Here is a 25,441-nt window from a genome sequence, read left to right as displayed (position 1 = left end):
GACAGGGCACGCGCAACGCAAAGGCCCGGCCACCAAGATGGTGGCCGGGCCTTGCAGTCGTCGGTCCTGGGCGGCCAGAGACACCGGGTTGCGCGTCTTGGAGTGCCGCCCATGGAGCGACTGCCGGGGTTTTCTTCATCGGCAGCAACCGATGGTGCTGCACTCGAGACCGCACTACCGCACCCACAATTCGGGACGAGAAATCATGAGGGGACCACACAAGCCGACCATTCACTCCAGTGGATTGACTTCCGCGGCCAGTTGTTGCGGTGGCGGGTCGGCTTACGGGCGCCCGATGGGGCATGTCGTTGCTTCACATTGAGGTTGGAAGCCTGCCAGGGCTCAGGCTCTAAGCGCCGCGGCATCCTGGTGGGATGGGTTCGAACGGTACAAGGGCCCACTCGTGAACGAGCGGGCCCTTGTCTTCGGTGTGCGGATGGAGCAGGCCGGCCCCTACGGGAGAACCCAGGAGGTCTCCTGCAGGGGCCTGTTCTTCTTACAGATCAGGCCGTCAGCACGGGCGGGCTCGTATTGGCGGGCATTGGGGGCATCGGGAGTGCGGCTTCGCTGGCCCGGGCCACGTCGGCCGGGACAGCTCCGTGGTCCAGGGCGGTGCGGACGATGGCTTTCAGGGCTTGGCTGCGTTCGCTCAGCACCACTCGGGCGGCGGCCACGTCTTCGGCCGCAGCCCGGATCAGATTCAGTTCGTGCACGTATTTTCCTGTCGTTGGTTGGACGGTTTGCCTCCGGGGGTGGCGGGGCGGCAGGTTTGCCCCGGGAGGCAGGCTGGCCTGCCTGCCCCCCCGCTCAGGTGGCTGGAATATTGGCCGGTGCCCCATTGACCCGAGGGTCGGAGGGCGATGGAGGTGTCCAAGAATGGCCTCGTGAGATGGACTGCGGCACCGGCAGCGTGTCGCATTCCTTGGCGGTGCTGCGGCGCTTGGGGGATCCGGTGAAGCGCACGTAGCCCATGGGCCGCCGTTGCAGATCACTTCGTCCCAGGAAGCGCTGCCTCCACAGCTCGGGGACCAGCGGGGCGTATTCGGTTTTCTCGTCCATCAGGGTTCGCAGGGCGAGGCAGAACGGCATGATGGCCAGGCGGCTGCGCCGTACGTCGTTAAGGACATGCAAGAGGAGTTCCTCGATGAGCTCTTCGGACCGGTAACGGCGCTTGAGCTGGGTGTAGTGCACCCACATTTCGTTCTCGCGCATGCCGTATTGCACGAATCCCGCCAAGTCGCCGGACTCGTAGAGTTCGTAGCGGCATTGTTCCCGGTTGTTCTCGATCACGCGCATGGTGTCGGCCTCCCGTGGGGGGCCGAGGGTGCATGGGCCGGGTGGCACTGGGGTTCGAGCGCAGTGGCTCGTTGTCGGGACAGTTGCGTGGAAGGTGGTTTCCGGTATGGGCGATTCATGGCGTGCTCCTCAAAGGGAAATACCGTGGCTCGCTGCTGAACCGTTGTATCTGGTGAAAAATCTGTGTTGCCTGCAATCTCTACGCTGTAGATATCTACTGTAGACCTTTGTTGTAGACGCTACATGTAGACTGTTGGTATGGCAACCCTGCAGAACCTCTGGCAGGGCCGCACACTACCCATGGAGTCCGATCACCGCATGCCCGAGAATCCGACCCGAGACGACGCAGTCCCGGAGCAAGAGCAGGGTCCGAACCAGGTGCATTCCGAGGCGCCGGCCCCCAAGCGGCGAGAGCGGCTGACGCGTGAGATAGTGCTGGCTGCGGCCCTGCGCCTGGTGGACGACGAGGGCCTGGAAGCCCTGACCATGCGCCGGCTGGGAAAGATCCTTGATCGCGATGCGATGGCCCTCTACCGGTACGCACCCAACCGCGCCGCGTTGCTGGACGGCATTTCGGAAATGGTGCTCCAGGAACTGGTTATCGAACCCGTCGACGCCGACTGGCAGTCCCAGTTGCGCAAGGTCGCCCACGGGTTCCGGCACTTGGCCCTGGCCCACCCCCATGTGGTCCCGCTGTTGGTCACCCGGCCCCTGTCCACCCCGCTGGGCCTGCGCCCACTGGGAACGCTGCGCCCGCTGGAGCAGATTCTGGCGCTGCTCATCCATGCCGGGTTCACGCCTGAAAGTGCCCTGCACATCTACCGGGCCTATTACGGATATATCTATGGCCACATCCTGAACGAACTCCAGGAACATATCGTCGACCCGGAGGAAAACGAGGCCATCCTGCGGCTGGGCCTGCACCGGCTTCCGCCCAAGGAGTTCCCCCAGCTGCGCAACCTTGCCTCCGTCCTGGCCGACTACGACGGTGCCGAGGAACTCGATCAAGGCATCACCATCCTCTTGGCCGGACTCGAGGAACGACTCCGCCCGGCACCGCTCCCGAACTAGGACGGCCCGCCGGAGGCCTTCCTCCACTGGGGGAGCTCCGAAGCCCCTGACGGTTCCCCATGCGTGGGTCCGCAAGCCTTCGCCTTGGCAGGCAACCTGCCCTAGCATCCGCGCATCGGTGAATCGGCGCAGGGCCAACCGTGACTCCTTGGAAGCTGCTGGCGTTCCGGGAACAAGGGGGAGTGAAGGCCAGGGCCTTCCTGTTGACCCAGGACCTCGACCCTCTGCGGGCCGTGCCGGCCCTGGACGAGTTCCGCGTCTACCAGGTATGCGTGGGCGAACTTCAAGCGCGGACGCAGCTCCGGTTCCCCGAAGTGGTGCAAGAGTCCGGAACACTACCGGTTGATCGGGCGGCCACCAGCCGGAAGCCGCTGGCGGGCCGCAGGGGACATTGCCTGGTAGCGCTTGCGCAAGGTATCAACCTGCGCCCGCCCAATATCCCCGTGCTCTATTCGCGACACCCTGTTCTGCGTGACTCGCGTCCAGCCGGCCTGCCAGCTGGATCCGAGTCAAGTCGGAAGATTCGCGCAATTCGCGTAGTCGGAGGGCAAAGACTTCCCCGAGGATGCGTTTCCCGTGGACCGCTAACGCCCTGTCGGTGTGGCTCCTGGCCGGCGCGGGCTCCGCTTGGTCTGGTACGCCCAAATCGCGATCTCGACTCGGTTGCGGGCACCGAGCTTCGCCATCAGGCTGGCGACGTGGGTTTTCACGGTGCTCAGGGTGATGTACAGCTCGCTCGCGATCTCGTTGTTGCCCAGCCCGCGGGCAACGGCCGCCAGCACCTGCTCCTCCCGTTCGGTGAGCGGCTCGACCGGTTGGGCGGGGGCAGCCGCCGGCGCCGCATCCGCGAACGCCTCGAGCAATCGCACCGTCACATTGGGGGCGATCAGCGCATCACCGCTGGCGGCGGCACGCACCGCCTGCCCGAGCAAATCCGCACCGGCATCCTTCAGCAGGAAGCCCTTTGCCCCGGCCCGCAGTGCCGCATAGACGTACTCGTCGAGGTCGAATGTTGTGATGATGACAACCGCCAGGGGATTCTCCACGCCCGGTCCGGCGATGGCACGGGTGGCCTCGATGCCGTCCTGACGGGGCATCCGAATGTCGAACAGGCAGACATCCGGTTGAAGGCGGCGAGCGAGCGCCACCGCCTCGATGCCATCGGATGCCTGGCCCACGACGTCAATGTCGGGCTGCGCATCGAGGATCATGCCAAGGCCGGTGCGCACCAACTCCTGGTCGTCGGCGATGAGCACACGAATCGTCATGTGGTCCATCCAACACGAGGGAGCTCTGCGGTCACAACCCAACCGCCGCCGGGCGCTCGGCCGGAGTGGCAGGTGCCGCCGAGCAGTGAGGTGCGTTCCATCATTCCGGTGATGCCGTAGCCCGGCGTCGCGGCCGGCGCCGCCTCACCGTCGTTGGTCACCGTCAGCCGCACTCCACCCTCATCCACCTCGAGGACCACGTCGATGATGGAGACGCCCCGGGCATGGCGGCGCGCGTTCGTCACCGACTCCTGCGCCAGCCGGAAGATGGCGGCGGCCACGGTCGGCGGGATGCTCCCGGTGTCACCGGTTAGGCGAACATCGACGCGCGGGCCGACCACCCCGGGGCCAGCAAATGGCTCAGTGGTGGCGAGCTGCTTAACGTCGGCGATGGTCCGGCCAGGAGCCAGTTCAGGCTCCAGTTCAGGCGCGTCGCCTTGACGCAGCACGCGCACCATCGAGCGCATCTCCACAAGGGTCTTGGACGCTTCCGCCTCGATCACGCGGAGCGCATCCGTTGCCGCTTCCGGCTTCAGGGCGGCAGTCGCCAGCCCGGCCTGGGCGCGGATGGCGATCGCGGAGACGTGGTGGGCGACCGTGTCGTGCAAATCCCGGGCGAGCATTTCCCGTTCCAGCAACTTGGCGCGGTCGATCTCCCGCATCCTTGCCCGTGCCCGGTAGCGGAGGGCAACTCCGAGGGTGACTACGATGACGGTCAACCCGACCTCTCCGACGATGTCGGCGAAAGGCGCACCGCCCAGGCCGGAGACCACGAGGTTGGCGAGAAGGATGCCGGACCCGAGCATGAGGTCTCGGCCTTTGCCCCATCGGAACAGTGCGTACGCCGGCACGATGACGTACACGCTCGTGTAGAGAATCGAGTTGCCCATCAGCAGGGTCGCTACTGCCACGGCGCCGTGCGCGATCGCGAGCATGGGCAGTGGCAGGGTCCGCCGCCACAACAGCGTGGGGGCCGAGCCGATCACGATGATCGCCGCTAGCAGCGGTTGGGAGAGGTCGGTGCGGAGAGTGGCCTCCAGCAGTGCGACAAGCACGACCACCGATACCAGCGCCCAGTCCCGCCATACCCGGCGCGGGGGAGGGGGAACTGCGCCTGGCGCATTCCACGCGGAGCGCAAGAGACCGGTCACTCCTTCATGATACTGGCGCATCAGCGGGGGCCTGGGAATGCGCGGGCCAACTGAGCGCGCCGGCGAATCACGAACTCGGCGACTGTGGCGTTGAGAACCCACGCTGCGCCCATGAGTAGCGCATCGGTCAGGCTGTTGACCGGCCCAACGCCGAGGATCCAGAACGCAAACACCACGGCCTGGGTTCCCGCCGCAATGCCAAGCGCATAGGCGCGGGTCATCCAGGCGCCGTGAGCGCTGAAGTCCCGGCGCTTGAGCGCGATGATTCCAAGGAATATGCAAGCCGCCATGGCCGCGCCAAAGGACAACCGGAAGACCATAAGCAGCGCGCTGCCGCCATCCGGCGATGCGTAGAAAGCTGCCATCCACAAACCGGACAGGGCAGCGAGCAGGCCGGCGGGAATTAGGATGCCGCCGGCGATGCGATGCCAGCCGCGCCGGCGGCGAAGCGACGGCACGAACTGGAACGCACCGAGCAGGCAATATACCGTGGCGCTGGCGATGTGGGTGATCACCGGAATCGGCGAGGCGAAGAATCGGGCGTTGTCTGGGGTGATGACGCCGCCGCTGGTCAGCTCGGTGACCCGAAACATGCCGGCGATCACCGGTATGAGGCTGAGGAGTATCAGCCCGGCGGGTGCCAGCCACGGGGCTCTGCGGCGTCGGGGCGGCCAACCGGCTTGAGCGCGGCTGTTGGTGGTTTCAGTTGTCATGACTCGATACTCGCCCGTGAATCGGGGGAAGACATCGGCAGGTTGGCCGAGGACCAAGCCGTACTTTCGGTCGGTGCGATCCGGGCCTTTCCGCCGATGCGCGCTCTCACGTCGGCAGGGAACCTTGAGTCAAGACAGCAACAACATCACCCCAAGGTTTTGCCACCGCACCGCACCGTCGAAACCGCACCATTCGAAAGGTACAAGACAATGCCATCCTCCGCCTCGTCAACGCTTCCGGTTTCCCAGCCCCAAGTTTCGCAGCCCCAAGCGGCAGCACCGCTCCCGGATCTGACCACCGGGCCCGGGCAACTGCCCACCTTCCGCCTGAACATGATGCGCGGCGGCTATCTCTTCATGGCAGTGGGCCTGATGATCGTTAAATGGCCGCTGCTGCTCCAGGCATCGTCGATGCCCGTGTTCGAAGGGGTGGTTCTCTGCATTCTGACTGCCATGTCCCTGCTGGCGTTCCTTGGCCTCCGCTATCCCCTCGGGATGCTGCCGATCCTGCTGTTCGAAACGATGTGGAAGGTTCTGTGGCTCGCAATCGTGGCCCTGCCCCACCTGATCGCAAACGACATGGATGCGGCAACGGCGACGATGCTCTTCAACGTTCTCTTCGTTGTGCCGATCCTTGCCGTGACCCCCTGGGGCTACGCCTGGAAGCGCTACTTAATGACACGCGGCGAACGATGGGTTCGAGGGGCGTAGGAAACGGAACAGCGGTGGGAAGCGAACGGCACTTTACGACAAGTGAGGCAGGGTTCCTCCAGGATGAAGGCGTCCTGCTCGTGGGGATGGCGCCATTGATCATGTCGGGGAGGCCAGAGTGGATTCCCCTCGACGCTGCCGGTTCCTTGGGACAACCGGCTGGAGGTTCGAGGGGAGCCCCGCTCTTCTCCGACTGCCCAGTAATTGCCCACGATTCCGATGTCCAGATCAAGGTTCGGCAAAGTGTCGACGTCGCAGCGCCACTTCGGGGACATCGGCGCAATCACGTCAGATGCGCCGAGGGCGTAAATGACCCCGTAATTAGCACTCGCCTTGACCGAGTGCTAATGGTTGCCTAGAGTCATTGGTGGCGCCTGTCGATCCCGGCAAGTGCTGAAAGCCTGAGGTAATTCACCAGCTGGCACCGCGACGACGGTTGGTACCACCCGAACGGCCCGTAAACCATTGGTAACTCACGCAAAGGAGAGACGATGTCCGTCTCCATTAAGCCTCTCGAGGACCGCATTGTCGTCCAGCCGCTCGAAGCAGAAACCACCACTGCTTCCGGTCTGGTCATCCCTGATTCCGCCAAGGAAAAGCCGCAGGAAGGCAAGGTCGTGGCAATCGGCCCCGGCCGCGTCGATGACAACGGCAACCGCGTCCCCGTTGACGTAGCCGAAGGCGACGTCGTGATCTACTCCAAGTACGGCGGAACCGAAGTCAAGGTCGGCGGCGACGAGTACCTGGTGCTCTCGGCCCGCGACGTCCTGGCCATCGTCGTAAAGTAGTTTTTCCTCGTAAAGCCCCGGCCCCTGGCCGGGGCTTTACGTAGCTTATAAGGAGCAAGACATGGCAAAGCAGCTAGCTTTTAACGAAGAGGCGCGACGCGCCCTCGAAGCGGGCATTGATAAGCTCGCAAACACCGTCAAGGTGACCCTCGGCCCGCGCGGCCGCAACGTGGTGCTGGCAAAGGCCTGGGGCGCACCGACCATCACCAACGATGGCGTGACCATCGCCCGTGAGGTCGAGCTGGAAGACGCCTACGAGAACCTTGGCGCGCAGCTGGCCAAGGAAGTAGCCACCAAGACCAACGACGTTGCAGGCGACGGCACCACCACCGCCACCGTGCTCGCTCAGGCCTTCGTCAAGGAGGGCCTGCGCAACGTTGCCGCGGGCGCCGCCCCGGGCGAAATCAAGCGCGGCATCGAAGTTGCCGTTGAGGCAGTTGCGCAGCGCCTGAAGGACAACGCCGTTCCGGTCGAGGGCAAACAGGTCGCCAACGTTGCGGCCATCTCCGCACAGAACGAGGAAATCGGCGAGCTCCTGGCCAAGGCCTTCGAGACCGTTGGCACCGATGGCGTCATTACCATCGAGGAATCCTCCACGACCGCCACCGAGCTGGTTGTCACCGAGGGCATGCAGTTCGACAAGGGCTACCTGTCCCCGCAGTTCGTCACCGACCCGGAGCGCCAGGAGGCCGTCCTGGAGGACGCGCTGATCCTGGTCAACTCCGGCAAGATCTCCACGGTTGCAGAGTTCCTGCCGCTGCTGGAAAAGGTGCTGGCCGCAGGCAAGCCGCTGTTCATCATCGCCGAGGACATTGAGGGCGAAGCCCTCTCCACCCTCGTCGTGAACAAGATCCGCGGCACCCTGAACGCCGTGGCCGTCAAGGCCCCCGGCTTCGGCGACCGCCGCAAGGCCATGCTGCAGGACATTGCGATCCTCACCGGCGCACAGGTTGTCTCCCCGGACCTGGGGCTGCAGCTGGACCAGGTCGGCCTCGAGGTGCTGGGTACGGCTCGCCGCATCACCATCACCAAGGACTCGACCACCATCGTTGACGGTGCAGGCACGGTCGAGGACGTCAATGACCGCGTCTCGCAGCTGAAGGCCGAACTGACCCGCACCGATTCCGAGTGGGACCGCGAGAAGCTCAACGAGCGCCTCGCCAAGCTCTCGGGCGGCATCGGCGTGATCAAGGTCGGCGCAGCCACCGAGGTCGAGCTGAAGGAACGCAAGGCACGCATCGAAGATGCCGTTTCCTCCACCCGCGCTGCCCTCGAAGAGGGAATCGTTGCCGGCGGCGGCACCGCATTGGTTGACGCCCTTGCCGTGCTGGACACCGACCCCGCCGTGCTCGCCCTCACCGGCGACGCCGTTGCGGGTGTCGGCATTGCGCGCCGCGCCCTGGTCCAGCCGCTGCGCTGGATTGCCCAGAACGCCGGCTTCGACGGCTACGTCGTCACCGCCAAGGTTTCCGAATCACCGGCCAACGAGGGCTTCAACGCCCTGACCGGCGTGTACGAGAACCTGATCAACGCCGGCGTCATCGACCCGGTCAAGGTCACCCGTTCGGCGCTGCGCAACGCTGCATCGATCGCCGCCCTGGTGCTCACCACCGAAACCCTGGTCGCCGAAAAGCCGGCCGTGGATCCGGACTCGCACGCAGGACACAACCACTAACACGCAGCACGCGTGGCAGTGCACCAGGCGCCGCCGGCAGCCAGGTTCCCGTTTCCCCTTTGGGGGGCACGGAAGCCCGGAGGCCGGCGGCGCCTGGCGTTGTGCGCTGGACCGGTCGACACCGACGGGCCCGGTTAGTTCGAGGCGGAAAGGCGCACCGGTGCCGCCGCGTGCGGCTCGGCGATGAGGTAGTCCTTCACTGCCTGGGCGGGAACCCGGTAGGACCGGCCGAAACGCACCGCCGGCAGTTCCCCTCCGTGCACCAGACGGTACACAGTCATTTTTGAGACACGCATGGCCAAAGCGACCTCCGCGACAGTCAGGTAGTGGGCTTCCTCGAAACTTTCTAAGTCAACCATGTCATCCCCAATCAAAGTGTTGCTCATCCCCGGACGAACTGCTGATACGTCGCATACCTTCAACCAATGGTGCAACGTTGACCTCATCGTAGACTCAAGTTCCCGGGGGCACCAGAGAGACGGAAGGTCCGGAGGTTGCCATTCGGCAACGTTTTGGTCTTCCCGGAGGTATCGACGTGGCAATAGGGCGGGACCTCGATCCAGAAGGGCGGGCGGATACTGGCCCTGTCACGGAGTTTCCAATCCCAAGCACCTCGCGGCTCCCGGGCAAGGCCTTCCGTGCCGGCGCCGCCGGGCCGCGTATGGCCGCACCGGTCCTTGCCCGGGCCCATGAAATGGCCGCCTGCCCACCAACTGTCGGTGGGCAGGCGGCCACTTTTGTGTCAGGACGCGCCGGTCGTGAATGACCAGTTAGTCGAGACCAGCGGATTGGTGGCCGCGTCGCGTATCAATGTCGCTCCGCCGAACGCCCGGACGGTGTAGCGGGTGTTGGCCGCCAAGCTGGCAGCCGGGTTCAGGATCCACTGGTTGGTGGTTCCGTTGCGCGTCACCGTTGCCGACACCAAAGCGCCGGTGGTGGCGTTGCGGAGGGTCAGCGTTGTGGTTCCGACTCCCAACACCGCTTCACTGAAGGTGACGGTGATGTTGTTCGCCCTGCGGATGGCAGTGGCATTGATTGCCGGAACCCTCGCAGACACCACGGGTGCGGGGCCGGTGGTGAAGGTCCAGCTGTGGGTGGCCAGCGGGGTGCCCTGTGCGTCGCGGATCGCTGTGGTGCCGCCGGTGAGGACCGCGGTGTATCTGGTGTCGGCGACCAAGTTCGCCGTCGGGTTCAACGTGGCTACCCGCGTGGTCGCGTTGTAGGAGACCGCGGATGGGATGGCTGCCCCGGTCGCCGCGTTTTTGAGGGTGAAGGTTGTCGCTCCCACCCCGGTTACGGGTTCGCTGAACGTTGTGGAGACGTTGCCGGCGACGGCGACGGACTTTGCCCCCGAGGCCGGTGTGCGGACGGTGACCGTCGGGGCCGCGTTCGTGGTGAAGGTCCACGTGGTGGTGGGTAGTGCGATGCCCGCCATGTCGCGGACTGCGCTCGCGCCCCCGGTGATCCGAGCGGTGTAGACGGTGTTGAGGGCGAGGTTCGCCGTCGGATTCAGCGTGGCCCTGCGCGTTGCCTGGTCATAGGTGACGGCCGCGGGGATGGTGGTTCCTGCGGGGTTCTTCAGGGTAAACGTTGTGGCGGAGACTCCCTGGACGAACTCGCTGAAGACCGCGGAGACATTGGAGGCCGTGCTCACGTTCGTAGCGTTGGTTCCCGGACCGCGGCTGGAAATGGCGGGAGCAACGGTGTCCGCAGGGCCGATCCGGACTGTTCGGGTCGCAACGGCACCGGTGTTGCCCGCGGCATCGCTGGCTCGCACCTCAAACACGTAGGTTCCGTTGACCTGTGCGTCGTAGGTCTTCGCCGCCGGGCAACCTGCTTCCCAGTCGGGGTTGCTCGGGAGCAACCGGCATTCGAGGGTCGACCGTGCCTCATTGACCGCCGTGTTCAGGGTCGGAGTGTTATCCAGTGTGGGGGTCGAGGGGAATGGCGCGACCACGGAGGAGACCGGTGCCACGGTGTCCACCGTCGCGGTGAGTGTAGGCGAGGTCAGGTACGGCGGCGCTGCGGGGTCGGTGGCAACCAGAGGGTTGGCGATCCGGGCCTGGAATTTATGCACGCCGTTGGCCAGCGCCGTCGGCACGCGCAAGGAGTAGTTGCCGCCGGTGGCGACACCGCTCACGGCCGGGACCGTGGCACCGTCGACCATAAGCTCCACGGTGGATCCGGCGGTGGCGGTTCCCGTGAGGGTGGGAAGGTTGGTGCGGGTGATGTTGTCGGTGGTTGATCTGCCCGTGTCGCTGGCCGCTGCCAGGTCGGGGGTGCTCGGCGCCCCGTCGTCCCCCTGGTAGAGCAGGCCCTGGACGGTAAAGGTGCTCACCGTCAACGTGTCGATGCCAGGCCCGCCGGCGTTGGGGCCGGTGACGGTCACGAAATTATTGCCCGAGGGCGCCCCGGTGACCGCGCGGGCGGTGTTGATGTCGCCCAGGGTTCCGGGTGCCGCACCGACCTGGCGCAGGAAGGTCGCGGTGCTGCCCGTGGTGTAGTCGCCCAGGAATGCCGCGCCCACCTGGCCCCAGTTGCACGGGGAGGCAAGGGACGGGGCGCAGGCGCCCGAATCCAGGGTGACCTTGATGCGCCCGCCGACCTTGGGGTCGGCTTCGGCGGTGAAGGTGTTCACCCCGTAGGGGTGCGTCACGGTGTATTGCTGGCCCGCGACGATGTTCTCGATGATGAAGCGCAGCCGGCCAAAGCCCATCTGGTCCCCGTCCTGGACGATCTCGTTGGCATGCGCTGCCTCCAGGGCGGCCTCGTAGAGGCGCAGGTTCCCGCCGCTGGCTTCCGCGGCGAACCAGAATGCCTCATCGGGGAAATTGTCCGGGTAGGACGCTGGAAGATCGGGATTCGGTGGTTCCATCAGGCAGCCGGTGCCGGCCGTGTAGCACAGCTGGAGTTTCGCGGTGCCGTCGGAGAACCAGGTCGGGAAGCCATTTTGTGGATCGACCGGTCCATTGCCTGCGGTGTTGGCGGATGCCGCGGTTCCTGCCAACGGAACCAGTGCCGCGGCGAGCATAGCCGCGGACGCCGCACCTGCCAACACCGAGGACCGGGTTCTTTTGAGGTCGCGCTTTCCCGTCCTTATGGTGCGGGTCTTCTGAAACATGATGACTCCTACTGCAGGGTGTGCCCCCCACTGGGCCGGAGCGACACCCCCGCCGCCCCATGAGCCCCATTTGTAGTCGCTCCAGGTTGTAAAAAACCTAGGGCCCGGAATCGTGCGCGCTCGGGCTGCGGCGAACGACGTAGGGCCCGGAGGTTGCCACAGGGCGCAAGCTTTTCGCAGGGTATGTCCGCGAACGTTGTTCCACGGTTGACCTATGGTTCGAAGCCAACGCAGGATCTGAGACGGCGCTGATCGGAGGCTGCATGGAAGGCCGCCCGAGACGGATTTCGGGGTGCAGCCGCGCCCGTGCAATCCGGAACGGAACTCGCTATGGAGCGGTGCACGCGGGGATGTTGTTTCCCCAGACAATTCCTCGCGTGTGCTCCCCGAAGAATGCCATAGGGTTTCCTCGTCGGCGACTTCGTCCGCGGTCGGCAACCCTGGGCCGGACGGAGCCGCAGGCGCGCGAAAAGCGCCCGCTCGGCCAACGGCACCAGAATGGCTTTGATGCTTGCATACCAGTTGATGCAACTAGTCACACCATGCGGCCAGTCAGGGAACCTCCTGTAACGAACCGATAACGAGGTTTGGTAACGTTGGATGCCCATGCCCAACGTTCCGGGCATGGGACGCTGTCGATTTTCCAGGATGTATTGATGTCGCTTTCCTTACCTGCGCAACGCGTGGCAGGGCGGAGTCCACGTGCGGCGAACACCGCATCCGTTTTCAGGCCCGAGCTCCAGGGCCTGCGGGCGCTGGCCGTGCTGCTGGTTATGGTCTACCACGTGTGGTTTGGCCGGGTGTCCGGCGGCGTGGATGTGTTTCTGCTGCTCTCCGCGTTCTTCCTCACCGGTGCCTTCATCCGCAAGGTCGAGGGAGGGCGTCCGCTGGCCCTGCTGGGGTATTGGCTCAATGTCTTCCGCCGGCTGTTGCCGGCAGCGGTCCTGGTCCTGCTGGCGACCATCGCGGCCAGCGTCGCATTGCTGCCCAAGGCGCGCTGGAACTCCATCATGGAGCAGATCACCGCCAGCCTCTTCTACGCCCAAAACTGGCAGCTGGCCCGCGACTCGGTTGACTACTACGCTGCCGAGCACGCCACCGCCAGCCCGCTGCAGCACTTTTGGTCGCTGTCCATCCAGGGGCAGATCTTCATCCTCTGGCCGCTGTTGCTGGCCGCGGGCCTGATCCTGTGGAAGAGGCTCGTCACCAGGATTCCTTCGTTGAGCTACCGGATGGCCATGGGCGCGCTCTTTGGCACCGTCTTCCTGCTGTCCCTGGCCTACTCGGTGTACACCACTTCCACGGCGCAATCGTGGGCCTACTTCGACACGGGTGCACGGCTCTGGGAATTCGCGCTGGGTTCGCTGGTGGCCATCTTCCTGCCGATGCTCCAAAGGCTCCCCGCCGCCCTGACCGTCCCGCTGGGCTGGCTGGGCCTGGCGGCAATCCTCAGCTGCGGCATGCTGCTGCAGGTCCAGCAACAGTTCCCCGGTTACCTGGCGCTGTGGCCCACGCTCGCCGCCGCGCTGGTCATCATGTCCCCGAACCACCGCTTGGGCGTGCAGCGGGTGCTCGCGGTGCCGGTCCTCGGCTGGCTCGGGAACGTCTCCTATGCGCTCTACCTATGGCACTGGCCGGTCATGGTCTTCTTCCTGGTTGAATCCGGAAGTGCGGAGATCTCCGTCGGTGCCGGGCTGGGCATCATGCTGGTTTCCCTGTTGCTGGCGTGGGCCACCACGCGCATCGTCGAGTCGCCCCTGCGCTCCTGGCAGTGGCTCTCGGCCAAGCGCCGGCGCGTGGGGCTGGGCATCGCGGTGCTGCTCTCGCTGGTGCTCGCCCCGCTGGGCGGCTGGGAACACCGCGTCTCCGCCGAGGAACTGAGGGCCGCCTCCCAGGCGCCGGTAGAGAATCCCGGCGCGGCCATCCTGGATCCCGGCTTCGGGCACGAACCAAGTTCGGAGGCCGTCATGGTCCCGTTGACCACCAAGCTGGACGAGGAATGGTCGAACTTCGGTGCCGAGTGCACCGGGGCGTGGGCACCCGAATCGCCGGCCATCGAGTACTGCCAGCAGGGCGGAAACCCGAAGGCGGAAAAGACCATCGTGCTGCTGGGGGATTCGCACGCGCAGCACTGGAGCGGCGCGGTGGATGCGATGGCGCAGAAGCTGGGGTGGCGCTGGGTCCTGCTGACCAAGCCGTCGTGCCGCTTCGGCGGGCCCTCGGAAACCCGCGGAGAGGAATGCGGGGAGTTCAACGCGGCCGCCGGTGACTACGCACTGGAGCACGACCCCGACGCCGTGATCACCCTCGGCTCCTTTACCGCGCTGGGCCCGGACCGGCACGGCCACAGCGCCGGGGAGCTGGAACGGGTTGTGCCGGACTACGAGGCCGGCATCCGACCGCTGCTCGAAGCCGGCATCCCGGTCGTGTCGCTGCGCGACACCCCGCGCTTCACCACTCCAGTGCCCGATTGCGTGGACCGGTTCGGGGCACAGGCGCAGCAGTGCAGCGCACCGGTTTCCGAACTCATGGCCGAGACCTCCCCGCTGGAGAAGCTGGCGGCCTCGGGCAGCCTGGGGGAGGGGTTCTCCACCATGGACATGACCGACCAGCTGTGCCCCGACGGGATCTGCCGCCCGGTCATCGGCAACGTCCTGGTCTACATGGACCAGTCGCACCTGACCAGCACCTTTGCCAGGACCACCGCCGTGGAATTCGAGAAGCGCTTCCTCGCTGCGCTCACCGATTCGCCCTGACGCGGTGGTTCCCGGGCACCGGCCGGAGGGTGTCGCCGGGGCCCGCTCCACGGCGTAACCAAAGTGCCGCGCAAGCGTGATATTTCGGCACTTTCCGGGCGTGCCGGCGCGGCGTAGCGTTGCCTCCAAGCGGCCCCGCGATCCAGCCCGGCCGTGACCGCTCGCGCACCATCGGAGTCACCGCCATGAAAACGGAAATGGCACCCCTGTCCCTGTCATTGGCCAATCCCGTGAGCCGCAGGGCGGTGCTTTCGGCGGCCGTGGCGGGCCTGGCCGGCGCCGCGCTTGGCCCCGGGCTGCTTGCCGCACCCGCCGCCGCGGCGGTCATCCGCAACCACGTCTACACCGTCTCCTCCCGCAATACCGCCACCTCCGCGACCTACCCGCGCACCGAGTTCCGTGCCCTGTGGACCGCGAGCGTGGTGAACATCGACTGGCCCTCAAAATCCGGGCTGACCGTGGCTGCCCAGCAATCGGAATTGCGCTCGATCCTGAACCTGGCCGTGTCGCGGAACCTCAACGCGGTGTTCCTGCAGGTCCGCCCCGCCGCCGACCGGATGTGGAAGTCCACGCTGGGGGAGCCGTGGTCCAGGTACCTCACCGGCACCCAGGGCAAGGACCCGGGCTACGACCCGCTGGCCTACGCGATCTCAGAGGCGCACAAACGCGGGATTGCCCTGCATGCCTGGATCAACCCCTTCCGCGTGGGGATGGACACCTCGCTGAACTCCCTGGTGGCCAGCCACCCGGCGCGGTTGAACCCTTCCTGGTCCTTCGCCTACGGGCCTCGTCGCTACTACAACCCCGGCATCCCGGCGGTGCGCAACTACATCCGCAGCGTGGTCATCGACCTGGTCAAGCGCTACGACGTGGACGGGGTGCACTTCGACGACTACTTCTACCCCTACCCGGTCTCCGGCCAATCGATTCCCGACTCCTCGACCTACGCCACCTACAAGGGCTCCTTCACCTCGATTTCCTCCTGGCGGCGCAACAACATCAACGTGTTCGTCCGCGACACCCACAACGCCATCCGGGCCGCCAAGCCCCGGGTCGTGTTCGGCATCAGCCCCTTTGGCATCTGGGCCAACAGAACCTCCAGCACCCTGGGCTCGGCCACCAGCGGGCTGGAAAGCTTCTACGCCCTCTACGCCGACACCCGGCGTTGGGTCAAGGACGGCTGGGTCGACTACATCGCCCCGCAGCTCTACTGGTACCAGGGCTACACCGTGGCCAACTACAACGTGCTGGTCGACTGGTGGGCCAAGCAGGTCGCCGGGACCAACGTCAAGCTGTACACCGGGGAGGCCGCCTACAAGGTCGGCGACCCGGCGACGGCCGCCTGGCGGGATCCCAACGAGCTGCGCGACCACCTCACCAAGTGCCGCCAGGTGCCTGCAGTGCGCGGACACGCCTACTACAACACCACCGCCTTCAGGGCGAACAAGCTCAACGCCATCGGGATCCTCAAAGCCCGCCACTACGCGCGGCCCTCACTGCCGGTCCCGTACCCGCAGCTGAACGCCACCCGCCCCTACACCCCGGCCATTTCCAAGGCCGTGCGCGAGGGCACCGGCGTGCGGTTGAGCTGGACCTCCAGTTCCAGCGGCGAGCCCATCAAGCTCATCGCCATCTGGCGCTGGGAATCCACCGGCACCGTTATTCCCTACATCCAATCCACCGGCACCTACCTGCGCGCGGTGCGCCGCCGCACCGCCGCCGCCCAGTCCTGGCTGGACACCGGCGTGGTGCTCGGACACAGCTACTGGTACATGATCCAGTCGATCAGCCAGACCGGGATCGACTCCTCGCGCGCCACCGCGATCTTCATCAGGGCGTGACGGATCACCTTCCTGTCTCCCGGAGCGGGGCCGGGTCGTTCGTTTCCTGGCTACGGGGCGTGGACCTCGGACTCTGCGGCGCGCCGCAGCAGGGACAGGTCGCGGAGGCGGGCGCGGGGAAAGGCCCGGACGGGGCCGATGACCCTGAGGCCTACGCGCTGGTTGACGGGGGGCGCGTCTTGGCCAAGGACCCGTGCGATCACTGCTTGGGACGATGCGCCGCCGATGTCCTCCAGTTCCACGACGGCGTCGTGCCCGAAGTACGAGACGGCACGGACCGTGGCTTCCACGTGGCCGCTCCCGACGGGGGTGAGGGTGATCTGCTCAGGTCGGACCATCACTTGGACCTCTCCGTCCGGGGTCCCTTCCTGGACGGGCAGGGTGCCAAGCAGGCAGGAGACAGCCCCGGCGAAAGCCGTGCCGTCGAGCAGGACGGCCTCACCCAGGAAGCGGGCCACCTCCGCGTCGACGGGCTGCCGGTATACCTCCGCCGGCGGGCCGACCTGCCGGAAGCGGCCGGTGTCAAGGATCGCGATCTCGTCAGCGAAGGAGAGAGCCTCGCCTTGGTCGTGGGTCACCAGGACCGCTGTCGCGCCCGCCGCCCGCAGGGCCCGGGCAGTGGCCTCGCGGGTGGCTGCGCGAAGCCCGCTGTCCAAGGCGGAGAACGGCTCGTCGAGCAGGATCAGTCCCGGGCGCGGGGCCAGCGCGCGTGCCAGGGCCACGCGCTGCTGCTGGCCTCCGGAGAGCCGGTCCGGCTGGCGGTCCGCCATCGCGGAGGGCAGGCCGACAAGATCGAGCAACTCGAGCACGCGGTCCCGATGGCGACGACGCGGCCACGGCAAGCCGAAGGCGATGTTGCCGGCCACCGACAGGTGCGGAAACAACCCGCCTTCCTGGCGCACGTAGCCGATCCCGCGCTGTTCGGGCGGCACCCACACCCCGGGTCCGGCAACCACCCGGCCCCCGACCGACACCTCGCCACCGCTGGATGGAAGGAAGCCGGCGATGATGCGCAGCAGCGTTGTCTTGCCGCTGCCGGACCCACCCAGCACGGCCATCGTCGTGCCCTCCGCCACGGTGAGGTCGACGGACCTGAGCACCGCGTCGAGGCCGTAGTCGGCCGAGACGGCACGGACCTTGAGTTCGGTCATTTCTCCTCCAGGATCTGCCGCCGCAGCAGCAGGGTCAGGGGCACGGACAGGGCAATCATCACGGCGGCATACGGGGCCGCGGCGGCGTAGTCGAGTTGGCTGGCCTCGCGCCAGAAGGCCAGGGCCAAGGTCTCGGTCCCGGTGGGGGCGAGCAGCAGCGTGGCCGTCAGTTCGGTGCTGACGGCCAGCGCCACCAGGACAAGGCCCGTCAACACGGAGGGTGCCATCAGCGGCAGGACGACCCGGACCAGGGTGCCCGCGCCGCCCGTTCCAAGGGAGCGCGCGGCCTCGGAGAGTTCGGGCGGAGCCGCAGCCAGCCCTGAGCGCAGTGAGACCATGGCCCGGGGGACGAAGAGGATGGCGTACGCCAGAACCGTCAGGACGACGGTCTGGTACAGCGGGCCCGCCCAGGTCACGGCCAAGGTCACCAGCCCCAGTCCGACGACGATGCCGGGCAGCGAGCTGGCGATGAAGGTGACTCGCTCCAGGGCCACGGTCAGGCCGGAGTGGTGCCGGTTCAGCAGCCAGGCACCCGGCAGCGCGGCAGCGGTCGCTGCCACGGCGCCCAGGGTTGCTAGGCCCACCGTGCCAAGGGTGGCGCCCAGCAGGCCTGTATCGAGCAGGCCGGCCCATCCCTCGGAGGCGGCGAGCCATCGGCCCACGCTGGCGACCGGGACCACCAAGGCCCCGGCGACGATCGCCGCGAGCAGCAGCATGGCCGGTGCGGTCCAGGCACCCAGGGCGTGGGGCACGGGAGGGCTCTGTGTCCCCGATCCCAGGCGCGCGACGCGGCGCCTGCCCCGGGCGATCAGCTCCAGCAACAGCGCCAGCAGGCACAGCCCGACCAGCACGGAGGCCAGCAGGCTCCCGGAGGTATCGCTGAAGCCCACCGCGTATTGCTGCATGATCGCCGTGGTGAATGTCGGGTACCGCATCATCTCCAGGACGCCATACTCCGCCAGCAGGTGCAGCGCCACCAGCAGGGCGCCGCCGCTGAGCGAGGGACGCAGCCGCGGCAGCACGGTGCGCATGACGGCGGCGGCCGGGGAGAGCCCGAGCGAGCGGGCGGCATCCTCGTCGGCCGGATCCAGGGCGCGCAACTGCGCCGCGACGGGCAGGAAGACGAATGGATAGTAGGCCAGGGTGGTCACCAGGGCCGACCCGGCGAAACCGGTCAGGCCCGGCGCCACGGTCACCCAGGCGTAGGCACTGACGAACGAGGGGACGGCCAGCGGCGCCAGCAGCAGGGTCCGCCACCAGGCGGCGCCGGGCAGGGCCGTGCGCTCCACGAGCCAGGCCGCGGCTGCTCCGAGCACGACGGCCGCCGGCACCGTGACGGCCACCAGCAACCCGGTGTTTGCCAGCAGGTTCCCGATGCGGGGCCGGAACAGGTATTCGGCCGCGCGGGCCGGTCCCTCCGAGAGTGCGGCGGGAAGGGCGATGAGCACCGGCAGCAGGGTGAGGGCCGCGACGAGGGTCGCGGCGGCCACCACGCCGCGGGTGCTAGAGGATCCCGACATCCGTCATCAAGGCAATCACTTGGTCGGAGTTGAGGGAGGAGACCTCAACGGCCGGGGCTTCCAATTCCTCCAGCGACGGGAGTGCCGGGTCCGAATTCGTCCCGGTGCCCACCGCATACTCCATGGACCCGCTGTCGACGAGGGCCCGCTGGCCCTTGGGGCCGGTGGCGTACTCGAGGAACCTCTGGGCCTGCTCGGGCATGTCGCTCGAGGCCAGTACCCCGCCGGCCGACAAGCTGACGAACGCGCCCGGGTCCTCACCGCCGAAGTAGTGCAACGCCGTGTTCGCGCTGCCCTGCCGGTCCCCGGCCTGGTCGCGGTACCAGTAGTAGTGGTACATGATCCCGACCGGGACCTCCCCGGCATTGACCGCCTTCATCGTGGCGATGTTGTTTTGGTACACCTCGGCGTTATCCGCCAGCGCCTGAAGCCAGGCGCGGGTCTCGGACTCGCCGCGTTCGGCGAGCATGCCCGCGGCGATGGCCTGGAAGTCGGCGCCGCCGGGGGCGGCGCCCCACTTGCCCGACCACTTCGGGTCGGCGAGCTCCATCATCGAGGACGGCAGGTCCTGTTCGCTGATGAGGTCCTTGTTGTAGACCAGCACGGTGGACCGGGCAGCGATCGGCGCCCAGAGCCGGGAGGACGGAGCGAGGCCCTCGCGGACCTGGTCCAGGGCGGTTGCGTCAACCGGCGCGAGAAGCCCCTCGCGTTCGACGAGGGTCATGGCCGGGGAGTTCTCGGTGAGGAACACGTCGGCCGGAGAGGAGCTGCCCTCTTTCACGATCATGTGGCCCATGGAGGAGTCCTGGCCGTCGCGGACCTGGGTCGGGATGCCGGTCTCCTCGGTGAACTGCGCGGCAACGGCCTTGGTGACCTCGATGTGCTGGGCGGAGTAGATCTGCAGCGTGTCTGGCTGCGGGGCGTAGGCCTCCTCGCCGGCCTGGCCGCCGGAGCAGGCGGCCAGGGCCAGCGGCAGTGCGAGTGCGACGGCGAGCATGGGACGGCGTTGGTGGGTCATGGCGTTCTTTCATTCCATCGGTTGGGTGCGGGGACCAGGTCCTGCAGGCGCCGCATGGGGCGGTCGGCCAGGCGCCAGAGCAGGCATCCGACGCCCAGTGCGGCCACCGTCTCGACAACGTCGTTCTCGAAGGCGGAGAGCACCAGGAACTGGACCAGGTAAATGTACAGGGAGGCGGCGGCCAGCAGGCCGAGCAGGGGCAGCAGGAACGCGGGTACCCGCATCCGTGGAACCAGGATCAGGGCGGCGAGGCCGGCGACGACGACGGCATTGCGCAGGGGCTGGTCGGCAAAAAACGTTGCGCCGCCGACGACGCCCAGGGCCAGGGTCAGCCAGCGGCGCCGGCGGGTGTCGGCATGGGCCGCGGCCGCGCCCACGCCCACCAGCCACAGGGTCGTGGGCATGATCGATTGCGCCATCGAGTCCTCCGTCAGCGCCAGGACAGCGAATCGGGGCACCAGGGCCGCGGCGGTGAACCAGGCGGCCACGCGCCAGGGGTCGGCCTTCCACGCACGGGCAAGGGCCGGAACGGAGATCACCGCGGTGAGCACCAGGAGGCCGGCGACGAGGGCGTCGATGAACCAGTACTCGTTGCGCGTGGATCCTTCGGTGGTGTCGCCGATCAGCCAGTGGCTGAGCAGGATGTTGGACCATCCGTAGCGTCCGGTGGTGAGCATGGCGAACAGCGCGATGAGCATCGTCGGGACGGCCACGCCGATCAGGATCCGTGCGGTGGCCCGCCACCTGTCGGCCACGCCGGGCGCGGAGAGTCCGAAGCGGACGGTGTTGTAGCCGGCGATGGCCAGAAGCAGGTGTGCCCCGCCCATGACGTCGAACAGGTCCGCGTGGGAGCCGCAGATGGCCACGACGGCCAGCGCGCGCATCACGACGGAGGTCTCCACGGTGCGCCAGATCCGGGGCGGGCGGGCGCGCGTTCGGGCAAGGCCGGCGGCTCCCGGATCGGCGGGCGCGTTGCGCCGGTGGGCGGCCAAATCCGCCAACTCGGACAGGGTTCGATGGTGCCAACCGCGCGGCAGCGGCCCGGCGATGCCCTCGAGACGGAGGGAGGCTTGGACGTGGCTGAGCGAATCCCCGCCGTGCTGGACGAAGCTGCGGCCAAGGTCGACGGAATCGGTGCCCAACACCTCCGAGACAACCTTCGCGACCTCGGCGGCCGCGCTCTTGGCCCCGGCCGGGGCCGTTGCTTCGGCGGCATGGCCGGCGGCGCCGGCCAGCACCAGCGCCGTGCAGCCGGGCCGGTCCAGCTTCCCGTTGGCCAGGCGCGGCAGCTCGGTGACCGCGACGGCTACTGCTGCGGCGCCCAGGCCCGAGGCCTGCCCGGCGATCCGTCGGGCTTCGGCCGCGGTGGCATCGGGGGCTCCTGAGGGCCGGGGCTCGACGGCGACCAGCAGCCGGGTTCCGTCCCCGCCCACGCACGCCGTGTGACCTGCCGCATCCAGGGCATGCTCGACGGCGGCCACGTCAATGCGCACGCCCATGACCTTGACGAATCCGGAGCGCCGCCCGACAATCCTCAGCAGCCCGTCGGGCCCGATGCGCCCGAGGTCCCCGGTGCGCAGCTCGGTCAGCATCGGGCCAAGCGCCAGGTCATCGGGGTGTTCGGCGTATCCCATCATGACGCCGGGGCCGCGCACGACGACTTCACCGGCTCCGTCGACCGCCTCGGGCACGGTCGTGTCCAAATGCAGGGAGGTTCCGGAGACGGGCCTGCCCACGGCGTCGGGGTTCTCTGCGGCCAGGGCCGGATCCAGGATGCAGATGCGGGCGGTGGCTTCCGTCTGCCCGTACATCACCGACAGTCCCCACCCTTGCGCGCGGCCGAGGTCGGCGGTGCGCCGGACACGGTCAGGGTGCATGCGGCCACCGGCCTGGGCCATCAGCCGCAGCGAAGGGTGGCTCGCTTCGAGTACGCCGGTGGATTCCATGAGCTCGACCATGTGGGGGACCGCGGCCAGGTTGGTGACGCCGAGGCCGTCGATGGCGTCCCAGAGGGAGCTGTCGAGGACCGAACCCTCGTGCAGGACGACGGATGCGCCGGCGACCAGGTGCGAGTGGAGGACCGAGAGTCCAAAGCAGTAGTGCAGGGGGAGACTGGTGATGGTCCTGTCGGTCTCGGTGAGGCGCAGTGCCTTGGCGATGGCGGAGGCATTGGCGGCGAGGTTTCGATGGGAGAGCCTGACGAGCTTGGGGGATCCGGTGCTGCCGGAGGTGCTCAGCAGCAGCGCCAGGTCGGGGTGCAGCACGTGGAGCGGGGCGCCCGAGGCGAACTCGAACGGGTGCTCCGGGTCGCCGGTGGCTGTCACATCCGGCCGGTAACGCTCGAGCATGGCAGCCGTCCGGGGCTCGTCCGAGGTCACGAGCGCGACGTGGCCGGCCTCAAGCGTCGCGAGATAGGCGGCGACACTGTGCACTTCGGCGCGCAACGGCAGGTGCACCAGGCGCTTCCCGGTCGCGGCGTCCGGGAGATGGAGGACGAGCCGGTCCACGGCGGCGCGCAGCTCACCGTACGATATGGCTTTTCCGGCAGCGGTCAGCAGCGCGGTCCGTGCCGCCCGGGGGGAGCCGAAGGCGCGGTCCAGCAGTGAATCCTGGCCGGGGGTCGGGGCCGTGAGGTCTTGCACGGGAGTTTGCGTCACGAAAGCTAAGGTTAGCCTAAGGCAAGTAGACAAGAGAAGCATGAGGCAATTTATGGCGGAGGTATGGTGGTCCTCGCTCACTGCGGCCGGGCACGGGCACTTGGACATGCTCGACCCCACCGAACGCGCCCGGCTGGAGTCGTTGGAAAGGCCTGCTGACCGCGGCCGATTTCTGGTGGGGGCAGTGCTGCTCCGCGTAGCCGTCGCCTCCCATGCCGGCATTGCCCCGACCGACGTCTCCATCGACCGAACCTGCAATGAATGTGGCGCACCTCACGGCGCGCCCCGCGTCATGAACCCGGGGATGGCCGCGCCGTGGGTGTCCGTGTCGCATTCCGGGGTGCTCGTCGTCGTGGCGCTCAGCACCATGGGACCGGTCGGAGTGGACGTGCAGCGGATCGCAGATCTGAATGACCCGGCAGCCGCGGCAGGGTGGGTTCGGCGGGAGGCGCTGTTCAAGGCGCGGTCCGGTGGGCCCGCCGCCGCCGGTTCGGTGTGCGAGTTGCAGGCCCCGTTGGCGGGATACGCCGCCGCCGCGGCGCTTCCGGCCCGCGACGACCGTGACGTTGTTGTCCTGAGCTGGCCTTGACGGCATCGAGACCCCCCAAGCGGCGGAGGACTTTCGGCACCGTCGCCGGCCCCAATGCATCAGGAGGAGCGGCACGACCATGCAGATGTCGATGGTCGCAGGCCTGGCCTTCCCGGGGGCGGCGCTCGGTGCTCTTTTCATGAAGGGAATGGGCGAGGGACAGGCGTCGCACCAAGGGTCCGTGGTTAGGGGGCAGGGTGTCGCGCGCAGCGGCCCGGGGGAGTTGCGTTCACCACACCTACCATGGGGGAATGTCGCTTGGGAGTGAAGCGTTCTAGGATGTAATCAATCCCCGCACCGGCGTGAAAGGTCCCCCGTGACTGAGTTCAATCCATTTGCCTTTGAAGGCCTCACCTACGATGACGTCTTGCTGCTTCCCGGCCCGACGGATGTGATCCCCTCGGAGGCTGACACCACCACGCGCCTGACCAAGCGGATCAACATCAACATCCCGCTGCTTTCCGCTGCCATGGACACCGTGACCGAGGCACCGATGGCCATCGCACTGGCCCGCCAGGGCGGCATCGGCATCATCCACCGCAACCTGTCGATCGATGACCAGGCCAACCAGGTGGACCAGGTCAAGCGCAGCGAATCGGGCATGATCACCAACCCCGTGACGGTGAACCCGGGCGCGACGCTGGCCGAATGGGACGACCTGTGCGCGCACTACCGCGTCTCGGGCCTGCCGGTGGTGGACGAGAACCGCAAGCTGCTGGGCATCATCACCAACCGCGACACCCGCTTTGTGCCGCGCGAAAACTACATGACCACCAAGGTCTATGAGGCCATGACGGCCATGCCGCTGATCACCGCCCGGGTCGGGGTGTCCCGCGAAGAGGTCATCGCGCTGCTGGGCAAGCACCGCATCGAGAAGCTTCCGCTGGTCGACAACGACGGCGTGCTGCAGGGATTGATCACCGTCAAGGACTTCGACAAGGCCGAGCAGTACCCGCTGGCCACCAAGGACGACGAGGGCCGCCTGCGCGTCGGCGCCGCCGTCGGCTTCTTCGGCGAGGGCTACGACCGTGCCATGAAGCTGGTCGAGGCCGGCGTCGACGTGCTGGTCGTGGACACCGCCAACGGACACACCCAGGGCGTGCTGGACATGATCGCCCGCCTGAAGAAGGACCCGGCGGCTGCACACGTGGACGTCATCGGCGGCCAGGCCGCGACCCGCGAGGGCGCCCAGGCACTGATCGACGCCGGCGCCGACGCCATCAAGGTCGGCGTGGGCCCGGGGTCCATCTGCACCACCCGCATCGTCGCAGGTGTCGGCGTCCCGCAGGTCACCGCCATCTACGAGGCCGCCAAGGCCGCCATCCCGGCCGGTGTCCCGGTCATCGCCGACGGTGGCTTGCAGCACTCCGGCGACATCGGCAAGGCACTGGTTGCCGGCGCCGACTCGGTGATGCTCGGATCCCTGCTGGCCGGCACCGCAGAGTCCCCGGGCGACCTGGTGTTCATGAACGGCAAGCAGTTCAAGGCCTACCGCGGCATGGGCTCACTCGGTGCCATGGAGACCCGCGGCAAGAACACCTCCTACTCCAAGGACCGCTACTTCCAGTCGGACGCGCCCTCCAACGAGAAGCTGATCCCCGAAGGCATCGAGGGACAGGTCCCGTACCGCGGCCCGCTCTCGGCCGTGGCCCACCAGCTGGTCGGCGGCCTTCGCCAGACCATGTTCTACGTTGGCGGACGCACCATCCCGGACTTGAAGGAACGCGGCAAGTTCGTGCGCATCACCGCTGCCGGACTGAAGGAATCGCACCCGCACGACATCATGATGACCGTCGAGGCCCCGAACTACCGTTCGCGCTAGACGCCGTCTGATTTGAAGGCCCCGGCCGCTGTCTCCCTCGAAAGACAGTGCCGGGGCCTTCGTCGTGCTCCTGCACGCTTGCGCCAACGGCGGGGGGAAAACCCCCATCCCGCGTTTCGCGCAGGCGTTCCCAAACAGTGGGCTACGTGACACTGCAAAGCATTGGCGCATCGCTAGACTGAGGTTACGTTAAGGAATTGCCTCGGAACCGCATGGTTCCGGGGCAATTCCCCTCTTTTGGCCGAAAACTGTAGCCACTAAAGTTTTCACGAAAAGCCTTCCAATCTCCGCGA

Annotated in this window: 19 protein-coding genes; 8 read left to right on the top strand and 11 right to left on the bottom strand. The window is 67.2% G+C overall.

Features of this window, described 5'->3' with window-relative positions:
* Positions 1-503 precede the first annotated feature (503 nt).
* The gene (locus OIU93_RS19320) at positions 504-713 is read right to left on the bottom strand and encodes a hypothetical protein (RefSeq protein ID WP_264271686.1); all 210 of its coding nucleotides are present in this window, start codon (positions 711-713) and stop codon (positions 504-506) included.
* 94 nt (positions 714-807) lie between these two features.
* Positions 808-1,290, bottom strand: coding sequence for an N-acetyltransferase (locus OIU93_RS19315; RefSeq protein ID WP_264271685.1), 483 nt, complete (start codon positions 1,288-1,290; stop codon positions 808-810).
* 264 nt (positions 1,291-1,554) lie between these two features.
* On the opposite strand from OIU93_RS19315, the gene OIU93_RS19310 reads away from it, so the two are divergent.
* Positions 1,555-2,367 (top strand): TetR/AcrR family transcriptional regulator C-terminal domain-containing protein, encoded by an 813-nt coding sequence (locus OIU93_RS19310; RefSeq protein ID WP_264271684.1) that lies wholly within the window; start codon positions 1,555-1,557, stop codon positions 2,365-2,367.
* 584 nt (positions 2,368-2,951) lie between these two features.
* On the opposite strand, the gene OIU93_RS19305 is transcribed toward OIU93_RS19310, so the two are convergent.
* Genes OIU93_RS19305 through OIU93_RS19295 form a run of 3 tightly spaced genes read right to left on the bottom strand, consistent with a single transcriptional unit; the run spans position 2,952 to position 5,499 of the window.
* Positions 2,952-3,635: a response regulator transcription factor gene (locus OIU93_RS19305; protein WP_264271683.1), complete on the bottom strand. Its 684-nt coding sequence runs from the start codon at positions 3,633-3,635 to the stop codon at positions 2,952-2,954.
* The gene (locus OIU93_RS19300) at positions 3,632-4,786 is read right to left on the bottom strand and encodes a sensor histidine kinase (RefSeq protein ID WP_264271682.1); all 1,155 of its coding nucleotides are present in this window, start codon (positions 4,784-4,786) and stop codon (positions 3,632-3,634) included. Before OIU93_RS19300 ends, OIU93_RS19305 begins: the two co-directional genes overlap by 4 nt.
* Positions 4,787-4,806: 20 nt before the next feature.
* Positions 4,807-5,499: a DUF2306 domain-containing protein gene (locus tag OIU93_RS19295; protein WP_264271681.1), complete on the bottom strand. Its 693-nt coding sequence runs from the start codon at positions 5,497-5,499 to the stop codon at positions 4,807-4,809.
* Between the two features lie 42 nt (positions 5,500-5,541).
* Between OIU93_RS19295 and OIU93_RS19290 the strand changes: the two genes are divergently transcribed.
* The 3 genes from OIU93_RS19290 (at position 5,542) to groL (ending at position 8,673) form a co-directional block, all read left to right on the top strand.
* Positions 5,542-6,210 carry a hypothetical protein gene (locus tag OIU93_RS19290; protein ID WP_264271680.1) on the top strand — a complete coding sequence of 223 codons (669 nt, stop codon included), beginning with the start codon at positions 5,542-5,544 and terminating at the stop codon, positions 6,208-6,210.
* Between the two features lie 491 nt (positions 6,211-6,701).
* Positions 6,702-6,998: a co-chaperone GroES gene (gene groES, locus OIU93_RS19285; RefSeq protein ID WP_217391057.1), complete on the top strand. Its 297-nt coding sequence runs from the start codon at positions 6,702-6,704 to the stop codon at positions 6,996-6,998.
* A 61-nt stretch (positions 6,999-7,059) separates the two neighbouring features.
* Positions 7,060-8,673 carry a chaperonin GroEL gene (gene groL, locus OIU93_RS19280; protein WP_264271679.1) on the top strand — a complete coding sequence of 538 codons (1,614 nt, stop codon included), beginning with the start codon at positions 7,060-7,062 and terminating at the stop codon, positions 8,671-8,673.
* Between the two features lie 134 nt (positions 8,674-8,807).
* Here groL and OIU93_RS19275 read toward each other — a convergent pair whose 3' ends face one another.
* Positions 8,808-9,032: a helix-turn-helix domain-containing protein gene (locus OIU93_RS19275; protein ID WP_264271678.1), complete on the bottom strand. Its 225-nt coding sequence runs from the start codon at positions 9,030-9,032 to the stop codon at positions 8,808-8,810.
* A 383-nt stretch (positions 9,033-9,415) separates the two neighbouring features.
* The gene (locus OIU93_RS19270; RefSeq protein ID WP_264271677.1) at positions 9,416-11,794 is read right to left on the bottom strand and encodes an Ig-like domain-containing protein; all 2,379 of its coding nucleotides are present in this window, start codon (positions 11,792-11,794) and stop codon (positions 9,416-9,418) included.
* A gap of 656 nt (positions 11,795-12,450) precedes the next feature.
* Between OIU93_RS19270 and OIU93_RS19265 the strand changes: the two genes are divergently transcribed.
* Together OIU93_RS19265 and OIU93_RS19260 are read left to right on the top strand one after the other, a co-directional pair.
* On the top strand, positions 12,451-14,550 hold the full coding sequence (locus tag OIU93_RS19265; RefSeq protein ID WP_264271676.1) for an acyltransferase family protein: 2,100 nt from the start codon (positions 12,451-12,453) through the stop codon (positions 14,548-14,550).
* Positions 14,551-14,735: 185 nt separating this feature from the next.
* Positions 14,736-16,391 (top strand): glycoside hydrolase family 10 protein, encoded by a 1,656-nt coding sequence (locus OIU93_RS19260; RefSeq protein ID WP_264271675.1) that lies wholly within the window; start codon positions 14,736-14,738, stop codon positions 16,389-16,391.
* A gap of 50 nt (positions 16,392-16,441) precedes the next feature.
* On the opposite strand, the gene OIU93_RS19255 is transcribed toward OIU93_RS19260, so the two are convergent.
* The 4 genes from OIU93_RS19255 to OIU93_RS19240 are packed head-to-tail and all read right to left on the bottom strand — an operon-like array spanning position 16,442 to position 22,737.
* Entirely contained in the window at positions 16,442-17,542 is a 1,101-nt protein-coding gene (locus OIU93_RS19255; RefSeq protein ID WP_264271674.1) for an ABC transporter ATP-binding protein, read from the bottom strand.
* A complete protein-coding gene (locus tag OIU93_RS19250; protein ID WP_264271673.1) occupies positions 17,539-19,062 on the bottom strand; it encodes an iron ABC transporter permease in 1,524 nt (507 codons plus the stop codon). The genes OIU93_RS19255 and OIU93_RS19250 overlap by 4 nt, the downstream gene beginning before the upstream one ends.
* On the bottom strand, positions 19,046-20,080 hold the full coding sequence (locus tag OIU93_RS19245) for an extracellular solute-binding protein (protein ID WP_264271672.1): 1,035 nt from the start codon (positions 20,078-20,080) through the stop codon (positions 19,046-19,048). The genes OIU93_RS19250 and OIU93_RS19245 overlap by 17 nt, the downstream gene beginning before the upstream one ends.
* Entirely contained in the window at positions 20,077-22,737 is a 2,661-nt protein-coding gene (locus OIU93_RS19240; protein ID WP_264271671.1) for an AMP-binding protein, read from the bottom strand. Before OIU93_RS19240 ends, OIU93_RS19245 begins: the two co-directional genes overlap by 4 nt.
* A 40-nt stretch (positions 22,738-22,777) precedes the next feature.
* On the opposite strand from OIU93_RS19240, the gene OIU93_RS19235 reads away from it, so the two are divergent.
* A complete protein-coding gene (locus OIU93_RS19235; RefSeq protein WP_264271670.1) occupies positions 22,778-23,326 on the top strand; it encodes a 4'-phosphopantetheinyl transferase superfamily protein in 549 nt (182 codons plus the stop codon).
* Positions 23,327-23,642: 316 nt separating this feature from the next.
* Entirely contained in the window at positions 23,643-25,148 is a 1,506-nt protein-coding gene (gene guaB / locus OIU93_RS19230) for an IMP dehydrogenase (RefSeq protein WP_264271669.1), read from the top strand.
* Positions 25,149-25,441 lie beyond the last annotated feature (293 nt).

The sequence above is a fragment of the Paeniglutamicibacter sp. ZC-3 genome, from assembly GCF_025847175.2.
Taxonomy (GTDB): Bacteria; Actinomycetota; Actinomycetes; order Actinomycetales; family Micrococcaceae; genus Paeniglutamicibacter; species Paeniglutamicibacter sulfureus.
The sequence above is the reverse complement of the archived record's forward strand: the minus strand, read 5'-3'. Positions and strand labels throughout refer to the sequence as shown.